This window comes from Chryseobacterium balustinum (assembly GCF_900168205.1).
GTDB lineage: Bacteria > Bacteroidota > Bacteroidia > Flavobacteriales > Weeksellaceae > Chryseobacterium > Chryseobacterium balustinum.
This window is the reverse complement of sequence record NZ_FUZE01000001.1, coordinates 331757-348143: the sequence shown is the minus strand read 5'-3', so window position 1 is coordinate 348143 and position 16387 is coordinate 331757. Positions and strand designations below refer to the sequence as shown.

The following is a 16387-nucleotide window of genomic DNA, read 5'->3' as shown; positions in this document are numbered from 1 at the left end:
AGAGTTCTTGCATAGCCTTATTGATCAAATTCCATTTGTTTACTGGTTTTTCCAATGTCTTCTTTTATATCTTCTTTACCAGACTCTATATCTTTAAGATTCCGTATTACAAAATATTGAGGGCTCATCAAAGCATATAATTTGAATAAAGTGGCAGGAATCACTTTTGTTTTATAAGTAAGAGTGTTGAAAGCGGAAGCACCTCCGGAAGATCTTGTCTCAATGGTTTTCGGAAAATCCTGATTCAAACCAAAGTCCCAATCTTTTACAATAAACTTGGCAGGTTTATGATATTTCATGTAATTTCCTTTCCCATCGAGCCTTTTATTCATATCAAGTGCTTTTTTCAAACGAGCATCAGAAACTTCTTCCAAAGAATCTGTTTTAGAATAATAAAGCATACTGTCTATTACCACAAAATGATTTCCTGCTGTAAAATCAATATTAGCATTAAGTCCTGACAAATTTTCAACATCCATCCCGTAAGGTTGGCTCATTACTACAAAATCTTCATTGCTAAGATTCAAAATTCCACCTTTACTTGATATTACCTGAGTAAATTCTTTTCCGTTATTAAGCTTAAATGTATGACTTCCTTCTGTGATGGTGATTGTTGTGCTTGTAGAATCTTCTGAAAGCTTAAATGTAAATTTATCATCTACTTTTAATATGCCTTTTTGGGTTTCGGGGTCATAACTTACATCAACTGCAACCGAAGCTTTATGGCAGGAAATCATCGTTATAATTAAAATAAGTAACTGAAGAGTAGTTTTGAATTTCATAGGTTATTTTTTTATAAACATAACCAAAAATTTTTATATTGCAACACTAATAACATTGAACCATGAGTATTGTTTTCGGACACAATAACTTTGTCATTAAAAGATTATCGCCAAAAGAACTGGGATTGGAAAATAATCCTGAAATGAAAAATGCAGAGATACAGCTTATTCAGAAATATGCGCATCTTTATTTTATTCCGGTTTTCCCGATTGGGCAAGAGTGGGTTTTAAGAAAAGACGGAAAATCGTATCATCTTATCAATGATTTGCAACACAGGCTTCTTTACCACTATCCTTCCCGAGTTCATATGGGTGCTTTTGCACTGCCTCTGATCTTAATTTTGGGATTTTTTGGTTATTTTACTTATGAGAAAATAGCCAATTATCAATCTGAAAAAAGGTACGTCGCCGAGATGGAAAACAAAGGTGTATTATTAACCAAACAGCTTGATTCTATAGATAATAAAAACAGTGTGATCATGTCTTTTGAAAATGATAATTATGGTGAAGACAATTATGCAGTTTTAAAAAGAGAAGGAGACAAATTTTTATTACAAAAAGTAAATAAAGGAATGATGATAAATATCCCTCATTCTATCAGCTATTATCTTTCTTCTAAAGATGAAGAAAATACCAATGACAGCATTTGGGTAACCAAACAGGAAATTAAAAACAGTATTGCATCAAAAAGTCCGTTTTCAAAAAAGATGATCAATTCTTTAGGAAAAACATTAATGCTATCTGATGTTTATATCATTAAAGATGCTTATTTCAAAGAAGATACACCAGATGAAGCAAAAAGTTCTTTATACACCGAGTATGTAAATTATGGTAAAAATTCTGTGATTGATAGCCTTGTTGCGTCTAACAAATCAGAAGACTGGAAACTTTCAAAAACAAAAGCAGTTAACTTCAAGGATAGATTTGCTATAAAAACGGATAGCAGAAACTCCGCTGTTCTTTATTATCATACTATTCCGGACAATATTAAACACAGCGTAAAAATTACAAATCACACCATTGAAAATAAAGAAGACCAATATTCTTACAATTATTAAAAAAACAAAAAGCTCATTTTCATGAGCTTTTTGTTTTTTTGATTCGAATTGACAGCAAAATTTTGCCTTCATTCTAATTTTTTCCTCTGCTATCTTTGATCTCCTTAATTTTATTTTCAAAATGTTCTTTTCGGTGAGGATACTTATTGATCAATACCTGAAATGCTTTAATGGCCTTCGTGTATAATTTCTGCTCAATGTATAGAGTAGCTAAAGTTTCGGTCATCAGGTGAGAAATGTCATCTGTCTTCTCTTTAACCACAAAATTCACTTCATCCTTTAGCTGGCTTATTTTAGGATTGTTTTCTATAAAAGATTCAATCACTTTATTTTTACTCTCTATTTTGACCTTTCCAATCTCATCTGTTCTGTCGATTTTTAGCCAGCTTTGCCAAGTATTGATAAAACTAGGAACATTACTATCTAAAACAGTTTGAATCTTAGGTTTTGAAGGTTGTTCTTCTACTTTTTCTTCTGGTTGATTTTCTTCTTCTTTTTTGATTGCCAAACTTGAAATATCTGCTCCAAAGAACGAAAAATTCATTACAGGAGCTTCTAATTTTTCATTAGAATCAGTGCCTTCAACTTCTAGAGTTTCAACTTCACTGGCCGTTTCTTCTAAAATACTTTCTGTAATAGTTTCCAATTTTTCTTCTTCTAAAAAAATTTCACCTGAAACTTCTTTTATTTCTTCTATACTATCAGTCTGTTCAGCTTTTAATTCTACTTTTTTGCTAAATGAATCTGGTGTATGCGTTTCAAAGCTCATAGGTTTCCAGACAGAATTTTCTTCTTTTATTTCTTCTAAAACAGGTATTTCATTTTTATCTTCAGAAAAATCCTCTTCAAATTTTAGAATAGCTTCTATTTCTTGATTAACTTTAGCTTCATTTTCAATGGCAGCTTCAACTACAAAATCCTGCGTTTCGGCAAAACTGATTTCTTTCCCAATTTCTTCTTCAGGCTCGGCTATCTTTGTGTCGGAATCTTTTTTATTGGCTTTCATCTTTTTCTCAACCTCTTCAATCAGACGTCTCATTTCGTCTTCATGATTATTGATAGTAGACTTTGGAGCCTCTTTCAAATCTTTTTGTTCTGAAACTGTTGTTTCTATTTTCACATCCGGAAAAAACGAGTCTGTTCCATGAAAGCTTAATTCAGATTCGTCATTGATTTTTTCAGCAACATCTTCAGAATCAATTTTATCTTCATTAATGATAGTTTCAGGATTTAAAGCTTCTGAAATACTTTCAGTAGAAATTTCATTTTCAATAGATTTTTCTTCCAGAATTTCATCTTCTACTGGCAAAGATTCTACTGCATCAGAACTAACCTCAGATTCATCACTCCTTTTTTCTTCGGTTTTTTCAGAATCAATTGCATCTTCATTAATAATTTTTTCCGGGTTTAAAACTTCTGTGATACTTTCTGAATCAATACCTTCAGTAGAAATTTCATCTTCTACTGGCAAAGATTCTACTGTATCTAAATTAATCTCAGCATTATCGTTTATTTTTTCTGCAGTTTCTGCAGAATCAATGGTATTTTCCTGAGGAATAATTTCAGTAGAAGCTTCTACAGAAAGTGTATCATCTGGAGTTTTTTCCTCTTCAACAACACGTTTAATTGGGAAAGAAGATTTTTGGGTAACAATTACTCCAGCCTCCAGTGTAGATTCCAAATCGATGATTTCGGAATGTTTTTCATCCAGGAAGTTTTCTTCTCCTTCAAATAAGATTCTATTAGGTTCACCATTAACAACAACATGCTTAATTTCAGCTTTCGGACTAACCAAAGATTCTGAAATTGCTTTATAATCATGTTTAGGGAAGGTTTTTTTCTCATTTACCCACCAAAAAGGCTCTTTGGTACTTTTTGTTTTATTTTCAACAATAACCGCAGTTTCTTTTTTTACCGTTTCGGTTTTTGTCTGTAAAATTTTCCCGTTAATCAACTGATACAAAATTTTCTTATCGGTGGTATAAGCAGCAGTAGTTGATAATTCTTTCTGATAATTTTCTTTATCAAAAAGATGAACACCGTATAAATGCAAAGCACGGATGTTTTGAATATAAGGGAAAGAATTTATTTCTTGTTTCAAAAGATGTAAATCTTCTGACTGTATATTTTTCGGGTTTTTTAGTAACTCTAAAACTCTAGTATTCATCATATTACCAGTTCGCTACAATGTCGTTAAATATTTTATTGATAACTCTATCAGTAGCCAATTTTACCTGAGAAGTTTCAATATCACTTTGAGAAAGACTACTATTAAACACAGCTTCATCAGAAAAGCTTTTCTCAAAGCTCAATTCAGGATGTAGTTTGTTTTCATAACGAACTTTCACCGTGATTGTCAATTTATTTTGTGATTCCTGAATCGTTCCGCCACCACTGGTCGGCTGTGTTGTAGAGCTAATCGTAGTTGGAGTAATTGAATAATCTGTAATTTCACCTTCAATCAAAATATCCGGATTTTGCTTCGTTCCTTTTAGAGTGGTACGCTGCAAGAATCTGTTTTGAATATCTGTAGAAAACTGCTGCGCCAAAGTAGGATTTACTAACGCTGCATTATTGGGAAACTCATTGATCTGTACAGTTTTTTCATCTGTAAGAGATGAGCCTGAAAAAGAATAGCAAGAGTTTAAAAATCCTACAGATATGATTAAAAAGAAAAGATTTTTCAACTGATTCATTTTTAAATAATTTTAAACTTAATATTTTTCTGTGATACCTATTTCGGTAATTTCGTCGTATTCAATTTGTTGAATAGCATCTTCAAATGCAAAATAATTGGCAGCATACATAAATGGTAATGTTAGGAAAAGCCCGATTCCGCAAGCAATAACACCAATTTGCGATAAAATTCCGACAACAAATGAGAACAAGAAAATGTTTAAAAGATTTCCTTTGGTCATTACTTTTGAGATATTCCAAGCTGTTTTAATGTCTGTAACTCCTTTAAAAGTAATTAAGGCAGGAATGTAAAATCCCTTTAAAGCAAAATATAGAATTACGGCAAATATTATAAACATATATGGGAACATTAAAATCGGTCCCATTACACTCGGTTCATCACTACCATAAGATGCAGCACCTCCTATTACTGCAATAAATATCATCGGAATGTAAAGAACAATCATCCCACCAAAAATAATTAACTGGAGAATAAAATACGGCATAAAATCTTTAAAATCAAAAATTTCTCCCGCACTTGCTGGTTGGTTTTTAGTTAATTTTCTAAGATATTTATAGTAATTTCCCACTGCCAAAAGTCCGCAAAACGGAATTATAGACATTAATAAAGTAACTAAAAAGCCTACGAAAACTCCTCCAAAGTCTTTCTTTAAAAGCTCAAAGCCTTTGTTGATGTACTCGCCAAATTTAAAATTGATTGGTTTAAGTGTTAAATTTACATTCATGATTTTAGGTGTTGTTTATTCTTCTAAGTTATATTGTTTTATTTTCCTGTATAAAGTTCTCTGAGAAATTCCCAACTCATCTGCTGCCCTGTTTCTTCTTCCGTTATGCTTTTCTAAAGCTTTTACAATTAAATCTTTTTCATTGTTCTGAAGAGATAAAGATTCGGGTCTGTTTTCTTCCACTTCAATATCTTCAAAATCTTCGTAATTATCTTCAGAATTTGAGATAATTGTAGGGTTCTGAACACTTTGGTTATTGGTGTTGTTATTTTCAAAATACAGCAACGAATTGGCATTGGCAGCCTGCTGAGGTTCAGGTGTATAAATTCGGCTTATCAAATTTTTCTCCTGATTGCTGAGATCTGCAGTTCCCCTATTCTTTATGAGTTCCGAAGTTAAGGATTTTAAATCATTAATATCATTTCGCATATCGAAGAGAATTTTATACATAATTTCTCTCTCGTTGCCAAAATCGGTCTGCTTTTGCCCGCTTGGCTGATTCACAACCATTGGCAAATGAGCATCCATCGGAATATATTCTGTCAATTTTGCAACTGTAATATTTCTTTCTCGCTCTACAACAGTCATTTGCTCAACCAAATTTCTTAGTTGACGCACATTTCCCGGGAAAGTATAATTTTCGATGTAATGTACCGCACTTGGATCTAATTCCAGTTCCGGCATTCTGTATTTTTCAGCAAAATCGATGGCAAATTTTCTGAAAAGTAAATGGATATCGCCCTTTCTTTCTCTCAAAGCAGGCATATCAATCTGCACCGTATTCAAACGATAAAACAAATCTTCACGGAATCTTCCATCCTGAATTGCTTTCATCATATTCACATTGGTTGCAGCAACGATTCTTACATTCGTTTTCTGTACCTGTGAAGACCCTACTTTCATAAATTCTCCGCTTTCTAAAACTCTCAACAAGCGAACCTGTGTTTGTAAAGGCAATTCACCTACCTCATCCAAAAAGATAGTTCCGCCATCGGCAACTTCAAAATATCCTTTTCTGGTTGCTGTTGCTCCTGTAAAAGCACCTTTTTCGTGCCCGAAAAGTTCGGAATCGATGGTTCCTTCAGGAATTGCACCACAGTTAACGACAATATAAGGTTGATGTTTTCTTTTGGATTCCGAATGAATGATTTTTGGGATAAATTCTTTCCCTACACCACTTTCTCCGACTACCAGCACGGAAATATCGGTGGGTGCTACTTGAATAGATTTTTCTAAAGCTCGGTTTAAAGCCGGAAAATTTCCGATAATTCCGAAGCGGTTTTTTATATTTTGAAGCTCGTTACTCATGAGTAAAATTTAGATTTGTTGATTAAATTTTGTCTACTTTATCATCGTAGATTCTTAATTAGCTGAAATAATTTGTTTAAATTTTAAACAGCTACCTCTAAATAATCTTTATTTCTAATCTTTGAAACTTTACTTTTAAAATATAAGTCTTCAGCAAAGACATTTTCTTTACTTTCTTTTAAAAAATTAATTAAAATCTGACAATGTTTTTCTTTTTCAGAAAAAGCTGTGCCCATTTTATGATGAGAATAGTTTTGATTTTTCTTAGAGAAAAGATTTCCTAAAAGATCTACTGCATTCTGTTTGTCGCTTATTGCGAACTTGCGTCTCGATTTTTCGTTTAAAAATATCTTTTCTAATGCATGGCTGTCTTTAGAATTTAAAAACTGATTGTAAATTTCATACAGCTGTTTACAATCTTCACTTCGAAGATTCCCACTGCTGATTTGTGCAGAAATATTACTGCAGATAATTATCAATAAAACACTAAGGCAATACTTCTGAAACTTTTCCATTGTCTTGTTTATTTGTTAATTGATAATATTTTTTATTTTAAAGTTTAAAGCCGATGACCAAAAACTAATTACTTTTCACTGTTTCCCCTAAAAGTGTGCCTTGCGTATTGTTAAAAACAAAAACGTTCACAATGTCACCCATTTTTTGACCTTCCTGCATATCAAAAACACAAACGGCATTTTGAGAATTTCTTCCTTTCCATTGGTTTTTATTCTTTTTCGAAATTCCTTCAATTAAAACTTCGTGAACTCTCCCAACATAACCTTCCATTCTTTTTCTTGAAAGCTCGCCTTGTAAAGCAATTACTTCTGCGAGACGTCTTTGCTTCACATCTGCCGGAATATCATCTTCCATTTTCTTGTGAGCCGGAGTTCCCGGTCTTTCAGAATAAGAGAACATATAACCGTAATCATATTCTACTTCACGCATTAAGCTCATCGTTAATTGATGATCTTCTTCGGTTTCGGTACAAAATCCGATAATCATATCTTGTGAAAATGAAATATCCGGAACGATTTCTTTTCCTCTTTTAATTAAATCTAAATATTCCTGACGCGTATGTTGACGGTTCATCAATTGCAAAATCCTGTCACTTCCGCTTTGTACCGGTAAATGAACATAATTACAGATATTATCATGCTTAGCAATCATTTTGAAAACCTCTTCCGTCATTTCGTGAGGATTGGAAGTAGAGAATCTGATTCTCATTTTCGGAACTGCCACTGCAACCATATCTAAAAGTTGAGCAAAATTAACTGCCGTTAATTTTTGCATTTCTGATGCTTTTGCAAAATCTTTTTTAGGACCTCCTCCGTACCAAAGGTAAGAATCAACGTTTTGACCTAATAAAGTGATTTCTTTGTAGCCATTATCCCACAAACCTTTACATTCTTCAATAATCGAATGCGGATCACGACTTCTCTCGCGACCTCTGGTAAACGGAACTACGCAAAAAGTACACATATTATCGCAACCTCTCGTAATTGTCACGAAAGCTGTAACTCCATTTCCTCCTAAACGGACAGGATTAATGTCTGCGTATGTTTCTTCTTTTGAAAGAATAACGTTGATGGCATCTCTACCGTCTTCAGTTTCTTTTAAAAGATTGGGTAAATCTCTATATGCATCGGGGCCAACAACAAGGTCAACCAACTGTTCTTCTTCTAAAAATTTAGTCTTAAGCCTTTCAGCCATACAACCCAAAACACCAACCGTCATGTTTGGTCGTTCTTTTTTTAGATTTTTGAACTGAGCTAGACGCATTCTTACGGTTTGCTCTGCTTTTTCACGAATTGAGCAGGTATTAAGAAGAATTAAATCAGCCTCTTCCACTTTAAGAGTGGTATTATAGCCTTGCTCGTTAAGAATTGACGCAACAATTTCAGAATCAGAAAAATTCATCTGACAGCCGTAGCTTTCTAAGAATAATTTCTTAGAATTCCCATCTTTTTCTGCAATTGCAAAAGCTTCTCCTTGTTTGGTTTCGTCTATATATTTTTCCTGCACGGTTTTTAATATTTGAGACTTGAGATTTGAGGTTTTACACTAAAACTGCTATACAATTTTAGATCTAAACATCAAATTTCAAATTAAATTAGTTTGCAAAGATACAAAATCTTATGCCAGAATGGCAGAACCCTATTTTAATTAATTTTATAATCTTATTGGAACTCTAAAATTAGAGATAACTGGGGTGTTTCTAGAAGTATAAGGCTTCCATTTTGTATCTATCTGTTCAACAGCTTTAATTATTTTATTTTTTAAGTCTTCGTCTAAGTCTTTAGGGTTTTCTATTATAATATTATACAAAACCCCATCCTTACTTATTTTAAATCTTATTACAATCTGTACACCTGGATTTTTTATATTTTGCTTTTTTATATTTTCCATCAACAGATTTCTAAATACATCCATTCCTCCCGGAAATTCAGCATTTTTACTTAATCCTTCCGGAGTGTAGCCGTTTTTGAAATTGTCAAAATAATCTATTGGATAAAATGGTATCGTAAATTTTTGAGAATCTGACACCATTTTCCAATTGTTTAATTTATTTATCTCAATGAGACCTTTCATAAACAACTGAGTCGGGCAATCTTCTTTAATATTTTTATTCGTTACTTGAGCTTTACCGTCTACAATCTCAATTTGTGCTACAAACATTTCAGATTCTCTATTATTACAACGTTCAAGACCGTTTTTAATAAAAACCTGATTCAAATCTTTATAAAATTGAGCCATCCCTCCTTCATAAAAATCTTGATTTTTGGGATACTCGTCTAGAAGTTGAGCTTTAAAAAGAATCGTATTTAAAAGGAATAGAAAAATATAAAATCTATATCTCATCATTAAAAAATTTAATAAAAAAGCCATCGCAAAATGCAACGGCGAAAATAAATGATTTAATTCATTTATTGGTGTATTTTAATAATAATTAATCGATCATCTAATCTCCATGATCAAAATGATCTGAAGTAAAATTTATTTTAATTATTTTTTTTGAAACAATAGGTTTTCCATCCCGCATTGCCGGTCTCCACTTTTTCTTAACTCTTTTAATGGCGAAATTCATATCATCTATAAACAATTCGCTATCTTTTACTTTAGGTAAAACCTTAAGATTCTCAATCTTTCCTTCCGTATTGACATCGAAAAGAAAAGTAAACTGACCATTGACCGCATATTTCCTCAAATCAATATAGCCATGAATCATTTTTAAAAACTCTTTCGTAAAAGCCTCATCACCTCCCGGAAATTCAGCTTTCTCTGTTACAGTAAATTTTTCAGATTCAACTTTAGATTCTTGAGCAAAACTTTTAAATCCTATTAATAGAATAAGTACAAAAAAATATTTTTTCATTATTTACATATCGGCAGATAATGATGAGAAGCTCATCTTCAGTTTCATTTCAGATTTTACGGGTTGGCCGTTACACATTGCAGGTTTCCAGTCTTTTTTAATCCTTCTTACCACATATTGCATGTCATCAAAGAAAACATCACTGTTCAAAACTTTGGGATCACCAGCTACATCAATCACTTTTCCCATTGCGTCAATAGTGAGAGTGAAGGTAAAATCACCTGTTAAAGTATAAAAATCTGAATTCAGATACGTGTACATATATTTTCTGAGAATAGCTTTGTAAGCCGCAGCTCCGCCGTCAAAACTTGCTGCCTGAAAATCGTTGCAACCTTTAACAGCAACCTGCATAAAAGGCTCTTTAATGTCTATTTTTAATAGATTTTTATTATTTTCTACGATAAAAGATTCGTCTCTGTCTTCAAGATCTTGAGCAAATGCAAAATTTGCTGCAAAAAGTCCTATAAATAATGCTAGTGTTTTCATAAAATATTTTTTAAAACTAAATAAAAAAAATTAAGCCAAAAAAAAAGAAGTTTCCTATGTATTATAAAATTCTTTTACAGTTTTAAATCTAAAGCCTCAAATAGATTTTTGAGCCTTGCTTCCTGTTTCTCTCAGCAAAAATGATATCAAGATTGCCAAAACAATTCCTCCAATCCAGAAAAAAAGAGAATTTTGAAAATGAATATTTGCATCAGATAAGCCTAAATCTTTTCCAAAAAAGTTACTAAATACAGGACTCAATAATGTCGTCACGCCAAAAGTAATAAAGTTGATTGCTCCCGTAGAACTTCCTTTTACATAATCCGGATTGGTTTCTTTAATAACAGAATATGGGATCATCGCTGCACCCGAACCAATTCCTAAAATAAACATACTCACTTTTGCAGAATATAAGTCTGGTAATATAATCATCTGCAGCAAACTTAAAATCATCAAAACTGCACCAGCAACTAACACCGGTTTTCGTCGTCCTATTTTATCTGTAATAAAGCCTAAAAGTGGACAACCAAAAACCCAACCAAATGCAACCATTGCACTCGTTACTGCCGCCTCGTGAAAGGCAAACTGCTTATCTTTTTCGAAAAAAGCAACCGCCCAAGTCATGGCAAAAATAGTTGTCGGAGCAAAAAGTAACCCTGAAATAATTCCGCAAAGCCAAGATTGAGGATTTCTAAAAACGATTTTATAAGGTTCTAAATATCCTAAATGTTTTGGCTCATTATCGGAAGCGTTTTCACTTTTCTGGTCTTTAGGAATAACAAAAAATAAACAAAATGCTGTAATAATTGTAGCAATTCCGGACCAAAGCCAAAAAGTATGAATACTGACTCCTGATTCTATCCAAGGTCCAACCACAAACTGTCCCGCAGTTCCACCCAGCATTCCTATACATTGAGTAACTCCAATTGCTGTTGCCAAAGATTTTGATGAAAACCCTTTACTCGCAAGATAAACACATCCCGGAAAAGCAAATGCGCAACCCGCTCCCTGCAAAAGCCTTCCTGAAACTCCCGAAAACTGGGTTGAAAGTAAAAATAAAAGACAGCCAACTCCTAAAATTAAAGTTCCTACAAAAAGAGATTTTTTTGCTCCGAACTTATCTAAAGCAATCCCTGCAATCAAACTGCAGGTAGAATATGTGTAGTAATATGTTCCTATCATGCTGATAAGTTTCAGCTCGGTGGTATTGAAATTATCTACCAATTGAGGAATCATTACCGCAGGAGCAGAGCGAATCACATAATCTAAAAAATAAAAGATCAATCCGAATGCCCAAGCGATGATATAGAATTTCTTCAGAGAACTACTCATTATAACTATTCTTTATTGTATTTGCAGATATATTTGGCAATTAATTACCAAGATTTTTAAAACTTTATTATAGAAAATCAAATGTAAGCATTTGTCAAGCTTCTAAAAGAATCAATGATTGTTTTCTGAGATTTAAATTAAACAAAAAACTCCACAATTTCTTGTGGAGCCATATTATTTCTTAAAGTATTTCAATCTGATTTCTCAAAAGATCCTCAAATTCATCTCTTTTTCTGATTAAATGAACCTTTCCGTCTAAGAAAAGAACTTCTGCAGGTTTTAATCTTGAATTAAAGTTTGAACTCATTTCAAAACCATAAGCTCCCGCATTGTGGAATGCCAAAACATCACCTTCTCTTACTTCGTTCAGCTTTCTGTCCCAAGCGAAAGTATCAGTTTCACAGATATTTCCTACAACAGTATAAATTCTCTCTGCCCCTTTTGGATTAGATAAATTTTCAATCTGATGATAAGAATCGTAAAACATTGGACGGATCAAATGATTAAATCCTGAATTTACTCCCACAAAAACCGTCGCTGTAGTTTGCTTAATCACATTCGCTTTCACTAATAAGTACCCGCTTTTCCCAACTAAGAATTTCCCTGGTTCAAACCAAAGTTCAAATTTTTTTCCTGTAGATTTTGAGAATTCGGCAATTACTCTTTCTACTTTTTTACCCAATGTTTTTACATCGGTTTCTTCCTCACTCTCTTGGTAAGGAATTTTGAAACCACTTCCCATATCCAGATATTTCAGATTCGGGAAATGCTCAGACAATTCCAACATAATATCAAGAGCCTGAAGGAAAACATCCGGATCTTTAATTTCGCTTCCGGTATGCATGTGAAGACCTTCCACATTCAAATTGGTAGATTTCATCACTCTTTCAATATGGCGAACCTGGTGAATAGAAATTCCAAATTTAGAATCGATATGACCTGTAGAAATTTTGTAATTACCTCCAGCAAAAATATGCGGATTGATTCTTACCAAAATAGGATATGTATTTCCGTATTTGTTACCGAACTGCTCAAGAATAGAGATGTTATCGATATTGATGTGAACTCCGTGTGTCATTGCTTCTTCGATTTCAGCTAAATCAACACAGTTGGGTGTAAATAAGATTTTCTCTTTGGTAAAACCTGCTTTTAAGCCTAATTTAACTTCATTTATTGAAACACAATCCAAAGAAGCACCCAAGTTCTTGACATATTTCAGAATATTGATGTTTGTCAATGCCTTTGCAGCATAGAAGAACTTTGTGTGTTTTAAAAAAGAAGATGTAAGTTTTTCGTATTGAATTTTAATCGATTCTGCATCGTAAACGTACACCGGCGTGCCAAATTCATTGGCAATCTTTAACAATTCTTTTGAATTCATAATTTCAATTTTACATAAAAAAAGGCAGATTCTTCCGAAAAGAGTCTGCCGCAATAATTATTTTTTATGCAAGGCAACTCCTTAAATATTCCAAACCTTAGAGAACTTTATAGTTCCCTTTTTACCAGTTTTATTTTGTTTAAAATTTTGCATTGCTTTTTTTATTCTTTTGCAAAAATACTATTTATTTTGCGAAAATTAATTTGAAAATCATTTTCTTCCTTAGAAAAACATTTGTGATTCTAAAAAAGTGCCTTTATTTCGGCAATGGCAAGGTTTCAAAATCACCACGAAGTATTGCCAATTGCAAATCATTAATAAGATCATTTGTTGGTAACGGCAAATCTATTTTTAGTTTTGCAATTTTACTCATCGTCTGAATCTGTGTAAACAATTCATAAAAACCATAAGAAGTAACTTTTCCGTTATCAATAATCAGGAAAAGTTTTTCACCTAATTTTCTTCCGCTTCCCAACCAAAGTTCGTTTCTTTTTCTGAAATCTATCTTCTTTTTGAAGGCATTGATATCTTTAAATTCTTCAATCTTACTGATAAACTGCACCGCTTTTGAGCCTTGTGTGAAAGCTTTAAACTTAAGAATTGGTTTTTCAGTTTTATTTAAAGTATTTTTTTCAACTACATATTTATCATTTCTAAAATACAGTCCGAAAGGCAATGTTTCTCTCTTTTTTATTCCTTTTGAGTTTAAAATCAGCTTGGCAATAATATCAGTTCCAGTCAATTCAAAATTGATTTGCTCAACCTCAGTCTGAATATTTTCCCATTTTTTTGATTTAGAATTAAAAAGCTTTTTAGAAAACTTATTAATATCCTGTACATAATCTGAAAAAATAATTTTTCCTGCTTCATTCTGGAAATAAACAAAACCTTTTTCGTTTGGTAAATCCTGAGTTAACAGCTTGATTTTATTGATGTAATTTTTAGCATTTGTTTCCTCGTGCTGCTCCTGAATAATCTCATTATTCGTATCTTTTGAAAGCAACAATTTAAATAACTCTAAAGTTGCTCTTGCATCACCTTCTGCACGATGCGCATTCACCAAAGGAATTCCTAATGATTTTACCAATTTCCCCAAAGAATAACTTACCTCATCCGGAATCAACTTTTTCGCCAAAGGAATGGTGTCTAAAGTATTGATTTTAAAATCATACCCCAACCGTTGAAATGATTGGCGAAGCATTCTATAATCGAAATCAATGTTATGTCCAACCAAAGTGGTTCCCTCTGTAATTTCCACTACTCTTTTGGCCAGTTCGTGGAATTTAGGAGCTGTTTTCACCATTTTAGGGCTAATATTGGTAAGTTTCTGAACAAATGGAGTAATATCACTTTCTGGGTTGACAAGTGAAATAAATTGATCAACAATTTTATGACCATCATACTTGAAAATGGCGATATCTATAATGCATTCTTTTCTAAAACCTGCACCATTGCTTTCTATATCTATGATTGAATACATTATAATCTAAACTTAATCTTCTATAAATCAAAAATCAAACCTTTTGAAATATTGATTTTACTAAAAGGCAATTCTGCTAAAATAATGAATTTACTTTAAGAAATCCAAAAACAGGCAACTCAAAACACTATCTTTTTCTTCCGCCCAAGCCAAACATTCCCAAAATCGCTTTTGCACCTTCTCTCATCAACGTATTGGCAAAAGTTCTTCCTGCACTGCTTTTTAAGACCTGCTCAAACATTCCCGGTTCTTCTTTTACGGGTTTTGTTTTTTGAGTTGGAGCCGAATTTTCAACAGCCTGTTCCATTCTTTTTACTAAAATTTCGTAGGCAGATTCACTGTCGATTGGTTTTTCATATTTTGAAACTAAAGCTGACCTTGATGTTAATTCTGAAACTTCTGCATCTTTTAACACATCCATTCGTGATTCTGGCGAAATTAAATAAGTATGAACAAGCGGTGTTGGAATTCCTTTTTCATCCAAAGCCGTGATAAAGGCTTCCCCAATTCCTAAATTCTGAATGAGCTCGGAAGCATTGTAAAACTCTGTTGTAGGATAATTTTCTACAGCTTTAGAAATTTCTTTTTTATCTTTTGCGGTAAAACCTCTCAATGCGTGCTGAATTTTTAAACCCAATTGCGAAAGCACATTTTCAGGAACATCGCCCGGAATTTGAGTAATAAAATAAATCCCGACCCCTTTAGAACGAATCAGTTTTACCATCGTTTCGATTTGCGAAACCAAAGCTTTTGAAGATTCATCAAAAATCAAATGCGCTTCATCGATAAACAAAACCAATTTTGGTTTTCCGCTGTCGCCTTCTTCAGGAAAAGTCATATAAATTTCAGCAAAAAGCGAAAGCATAAATGTTGAAAACAATTGTGGCTTGTTCTGAATGTCGGCAACTCTTAAAATATTGATAACTCCTTTTCCATCACGTGTTTCCAATAAATCATGAACATCAAAGCTCAGTTCACCAAAGAAATCTGCAGCACCTTGCTGTTCTAAAGCTACAATTGATCTTAAAATCGCACCTAAAGAAGCCGGAGCGATAGAACCATAATTGGCAGACAATTCTGCTTTGCCTTGTGGATTATCGGTTACATATTGTAGAACTTTTTTTAAATCTTTTAAATCAATTAAAGGCAAACCTTTGTCATCACAATATTTAAAAACAATCGACATGATGCTTTGCTGCGTATCATTTAGTTCTAAAATCTTGCTTAACAAAACAGGACCAAATTCTGTAACGGTTGCACGTAATTTCACACCTTTTCCACCCGAAATACTCATCAATTCTACCGGAAAAGCTTGCGGATTGTATGGAAGCTGTGTTTTTGCATATCGTTCTTCAATGATAGCATTCATTTGTCCAGATTCTGCAATTCCAGAAAAATCTCCCTTAATATCTAAAACCAAAGATGGAATTCCGGCATGAGAAAGCTGTTCGGCGAAAACCTGAAGTGTTTTTGTTTTTCCGGTTCCGGTAGCTCCGGCTATCAAACCGTGACGGTTGATGGTTTTTAAAGGAATCGTAACGTTGACTTCAGTAACCACTTCACCATCCAACATTCCTTTTCCTAAAATAATATGTTCTCCTTTGGGAGTATATCTTGTAGAAAGATTTTCAATAAATTTTGTTTTGTCTGCCATTTGATATTTTTAATACCTAAAGATAAAGTTTTTTGTAAAAAGTTTTAATAATCTCTTTTACTTTATCACATTCATTTTTATGGTTTTTTATAAAATAAATTTAAATTAGCG

Annotated in this window: 15 protein-coding genes; 1 reads left to right on the top strand and 14 read right to left on the bottom strand. The window is 32.9% G+C overall.

The features are described 5' to 3' along the window. Positions 1-17 precede the first annotated feature (17 nt). Positions 18-782, bottom strand: coding sequence for a hypothetical protein (locus B5X64_RS01715; RefSeq protein ID WP_079463605.1), 765 nt, complete (start codon positions 780-782; stop codon positions 18-20). A 62-nt stretch (positions 783-844) separates the two neighbouring features. On the opposite strand from B5X64_RS01715, the gene B5X64_RS01710 reads away from it, so the two are divergent. Continuing rightward, positions 845-1840, top strand: a complete 996-nt coding sequence (locus B5X64_RS01710; RefSeq protein ID WP_079463604.1) for a hypothetical protein — start codon at positions 845-847, stop codon at positions 1838-1840. 73 nt (positions 1841-1913) lie between these two features. Here the strand turns inward: B5X64_RS01710 and B5X64_RS01705 are convergent, their stop codons facing one another. From B5X64_RS01705 to B5X64_RS01645, 13 genes are all read right to left on the bottom strand, one after another. Further along, positions 1914-4010: a tetratricopeptide repeat protein gene (locus B5X64_RS01705; RefSeq protein WP_079463603.1), complete on the bottom strand. Its 2097-nt coding sequence runs from the start codon at positions 4008-4010 to the stop codon at positions 1914-1916. A gap of 1 nt (position 4011) precedes the next feature. Beyond that, positions 4012-4536 (bottom strand): LptE family protein, encoded by a 525-nt coding sequence (locus tag B5X64_RS01700; RefSeq protein WP_079463602.1) that lies wholly within the window; start codon positions 4534-4536, stop codon positions 4012-4014. An 18-nt stretch (positions 4537-4554) separates the two neighbouring features. Then, positions 4555-5262, bottom strand: coding sequence for a hypothetical protein (locus B5X64_RS01695; RefSeq protein WP_079463601.1), 708 nt, complete (start codon positions 5260-5262; stop codon positions 4555-4557). A 15-nt stretch (positions 5263-5277) separates the two neighbouring features. After that, positions 5278-6570, bottom strand: a complete 1293-nt coding sequence (locus B5X64_RS01690; protein WP_079463600.1) for a sigma-54 interaction domain-containing protein — start codon at positions 6568-6570, stop codon at positions 5278-5280. An 83-nt stretch (positions 6571-6653) separates the two neighbouring features. Beyond that, entirely contained in the window at positions 6654-7085 is a 432-nt protein-coding gene (locus tag B5X64_RS01685) for a hypothetical protein (protein WP_079463599.1), read from the bottom strand. Between the two features lie 64 nt (positions 7086-7149). After that, entirely contained in the window at positions 7150-8592 is a 1443-nt protein-coding gene (gene miaB / locus B5X64_RS01680) for a tRNA (N6-isopentenyl adenosine(37)-C2)-methylthiotransferase MiaB (protein WP_079463598.1), read from the bottom strand. Positions 8593-8739: 147 nt separating this feature from the next. Next, positions 8740-9429: an energy transducer TonB gene (locus tag B5X64_RS01675; protein WP_139377595.1), complete on the bottom strand. Its 690-nt coding sequence runs from the start codon at positions 9427-9429 to the stop codon at positions 8740-8742. 100 nt (positions 9430-9529) lie between these two features. Then, complete coding sequence (locus tag B5X64_RS01670; protein WP_079463596.1) at positions 9530-9943, bottom strand: energy transducer TonB; 414 nt, start codon at positions 9941-9943, stop codon at positions 9530-9532. Positions 9944-9946: 3 nt separating this feature from the next. Further along, entirely contained in the window at positions 9947-10429 is a 483-nt protein-coding gene (locus B5X64_RS01665; RefSeq protein WP_079463595.1) for an energy transducer TonB, read from the bottom strand. Positions 10430-10525: 96 nt separating this feature from the next. Next, the gene (locus B5X64_RS01660; RefSeq protein ID WP_079463594.1) at positions 10526-11761 is read right to left on the bottom strand and encodes an MFS transporter; all 1236 of its coding nucleotides are present in this window, start codon (positions 11759-11761) and stop codon (positions 10526-10528) included. Between the two features lie 181 nt (positions 11762-11942). Next, positions 11943-13142 carry a diaminopimelate decarboxylase gene (gene lysA, locus B5X64_RS01655; protein ID WP_172459115.1) on the bottom strand — a complete coding sequence of 400 codons (1200 nt, stop codon included), beginning with the start codon at positions 13140-13142 and terminating at the stop codon, positions 11943-11945. A gap of 256 nt (positions 13143-13398) precedes the next feature. Further along, positions 13399-14622: a 3'-5' exonuclease gene (locus B5X64_RS01650; protein ID WP_079463593.1), complete on the bottom strand. Its 1224-nt coding sequence runs from the start codon at positions 14620-14622 to the stop codon at positions 13399-13401. A gap of 127 nt (positions 14623-14749) precedes the next feature. Further along, the gene (locus B5X64_RS01645; protein ID WP_079463592.1) at positions 14750-16276 is read right to left on the bottom strand and encodes a helicase HerA-like domain-containing protein; all 1527 of its coding nucleotides are present in this window, start codon (positions 16274-16276) and stop codon (positions 14750-14752) included. Between the last annotated feature and the right edge of the window lie 111 nt (positions 16277-16387).

Excerpts from the sequence above, each read along its gene's own strand:
- B5X64_RS01715 (WP_079463605.1), bottom strand. The coding sequence starts at position 782 with ATGAAATTCAAAACTACTCTTCAGTTACTTATTTTAATTATAACGATG.
- B5X64_RS01710 (WP_079463604.1), top strand. The coding sequence starts at position 845 with ATGAGTATTGTTTTCGGACACAATAACTTTGTCATTAAAAGATTATCG.
- B5X64_RS01705 (WP_079463603.1), bottom strand. The coding sequence starts at position 4,010 with ATGATGAATACTAGAGTTTTAGAGTTACTAAAAAACCCGAAAAATATA.
- B5X64_RS01700 (WP_079463602.1), bottom strand. The coding sequence starts at position 4,536 with ATGAATCAGTTGAAAAATCTTTTCTTTTTAATCATATCTGTAGGATTT.
- B5X64_RS01695 (WP_079463601.1), bottom strand. The coding sequence starts at position 5,262 with ATGAATGTAAATTTAACACTTAAACCAATCAATTTTAAATTTGGCGAG.
- B5X64_RS01690 (WP_079463600.1), bottom strand. The coding sequence starts at position 6,570 with ATGAGTAACGAGCTTCAAAATATAAAAAACCGCTTCGGAATTATCGGA.
- B5X64_RS01685 (WP_079463599.1), bottom strand. The coding sequence starts at position 7,085 with ATGGAAAAGTTTCAGAAGTATTGCCTTAGTGTTTTATTGATAATTATC.
- B5X64_RS01675 (WP_139377595.1), bottom strand. The coding sequence starts at position 9,429 with ATGAGATATAGATTTTATATTTTTCTATTCCTTTTAAATACGATTCTT.
- B5X64_RS01670 (WP_079463596.1), bottom strand. The coding sequence starts at position 9,943 with ATGAAAAAATATTTTTTTGTACTTATTCTATTAATAGGATTTAAAAGT.
- B5X64_RS01665 (WP_079463595.1), bottom strand. The coding sequence starts at position 10,429 with ATGAAAACACTAGCATTATTTATAGGACTTTTTGCAGCAAATTTTGCA.
- B5X64_RS01660 (WP_079463594.1), bottom strand. The coding sequence starts at position 11,761 with ATGAGTAGTTCTCTGAAGAAATTCTATATCATCGCTTGGGCATTCGGA.
- lysA (WP_172459115.1), bottom strand. The coding sequence starts at position 13,142 with ATGAATTCAAAAGAATTGTTAAAGATTGCCAATGAATTTGGCACGCCG.
- B5X64_RS01650 (WP_079463593.1), bottom strand. The coding sequence starts at position 14,622 with ATGTATTCAATCATAGATATAGAAAGCAATGGTGCAGGTTTTAGAAAA.
- B5X64_RS01645 (WP_079463592.1), bottom strand. The coding sequence starts at position 16,276 with ATGGCAGACAAAACAAAATTTATTGAAAATCTTTCTACAAGATATACT.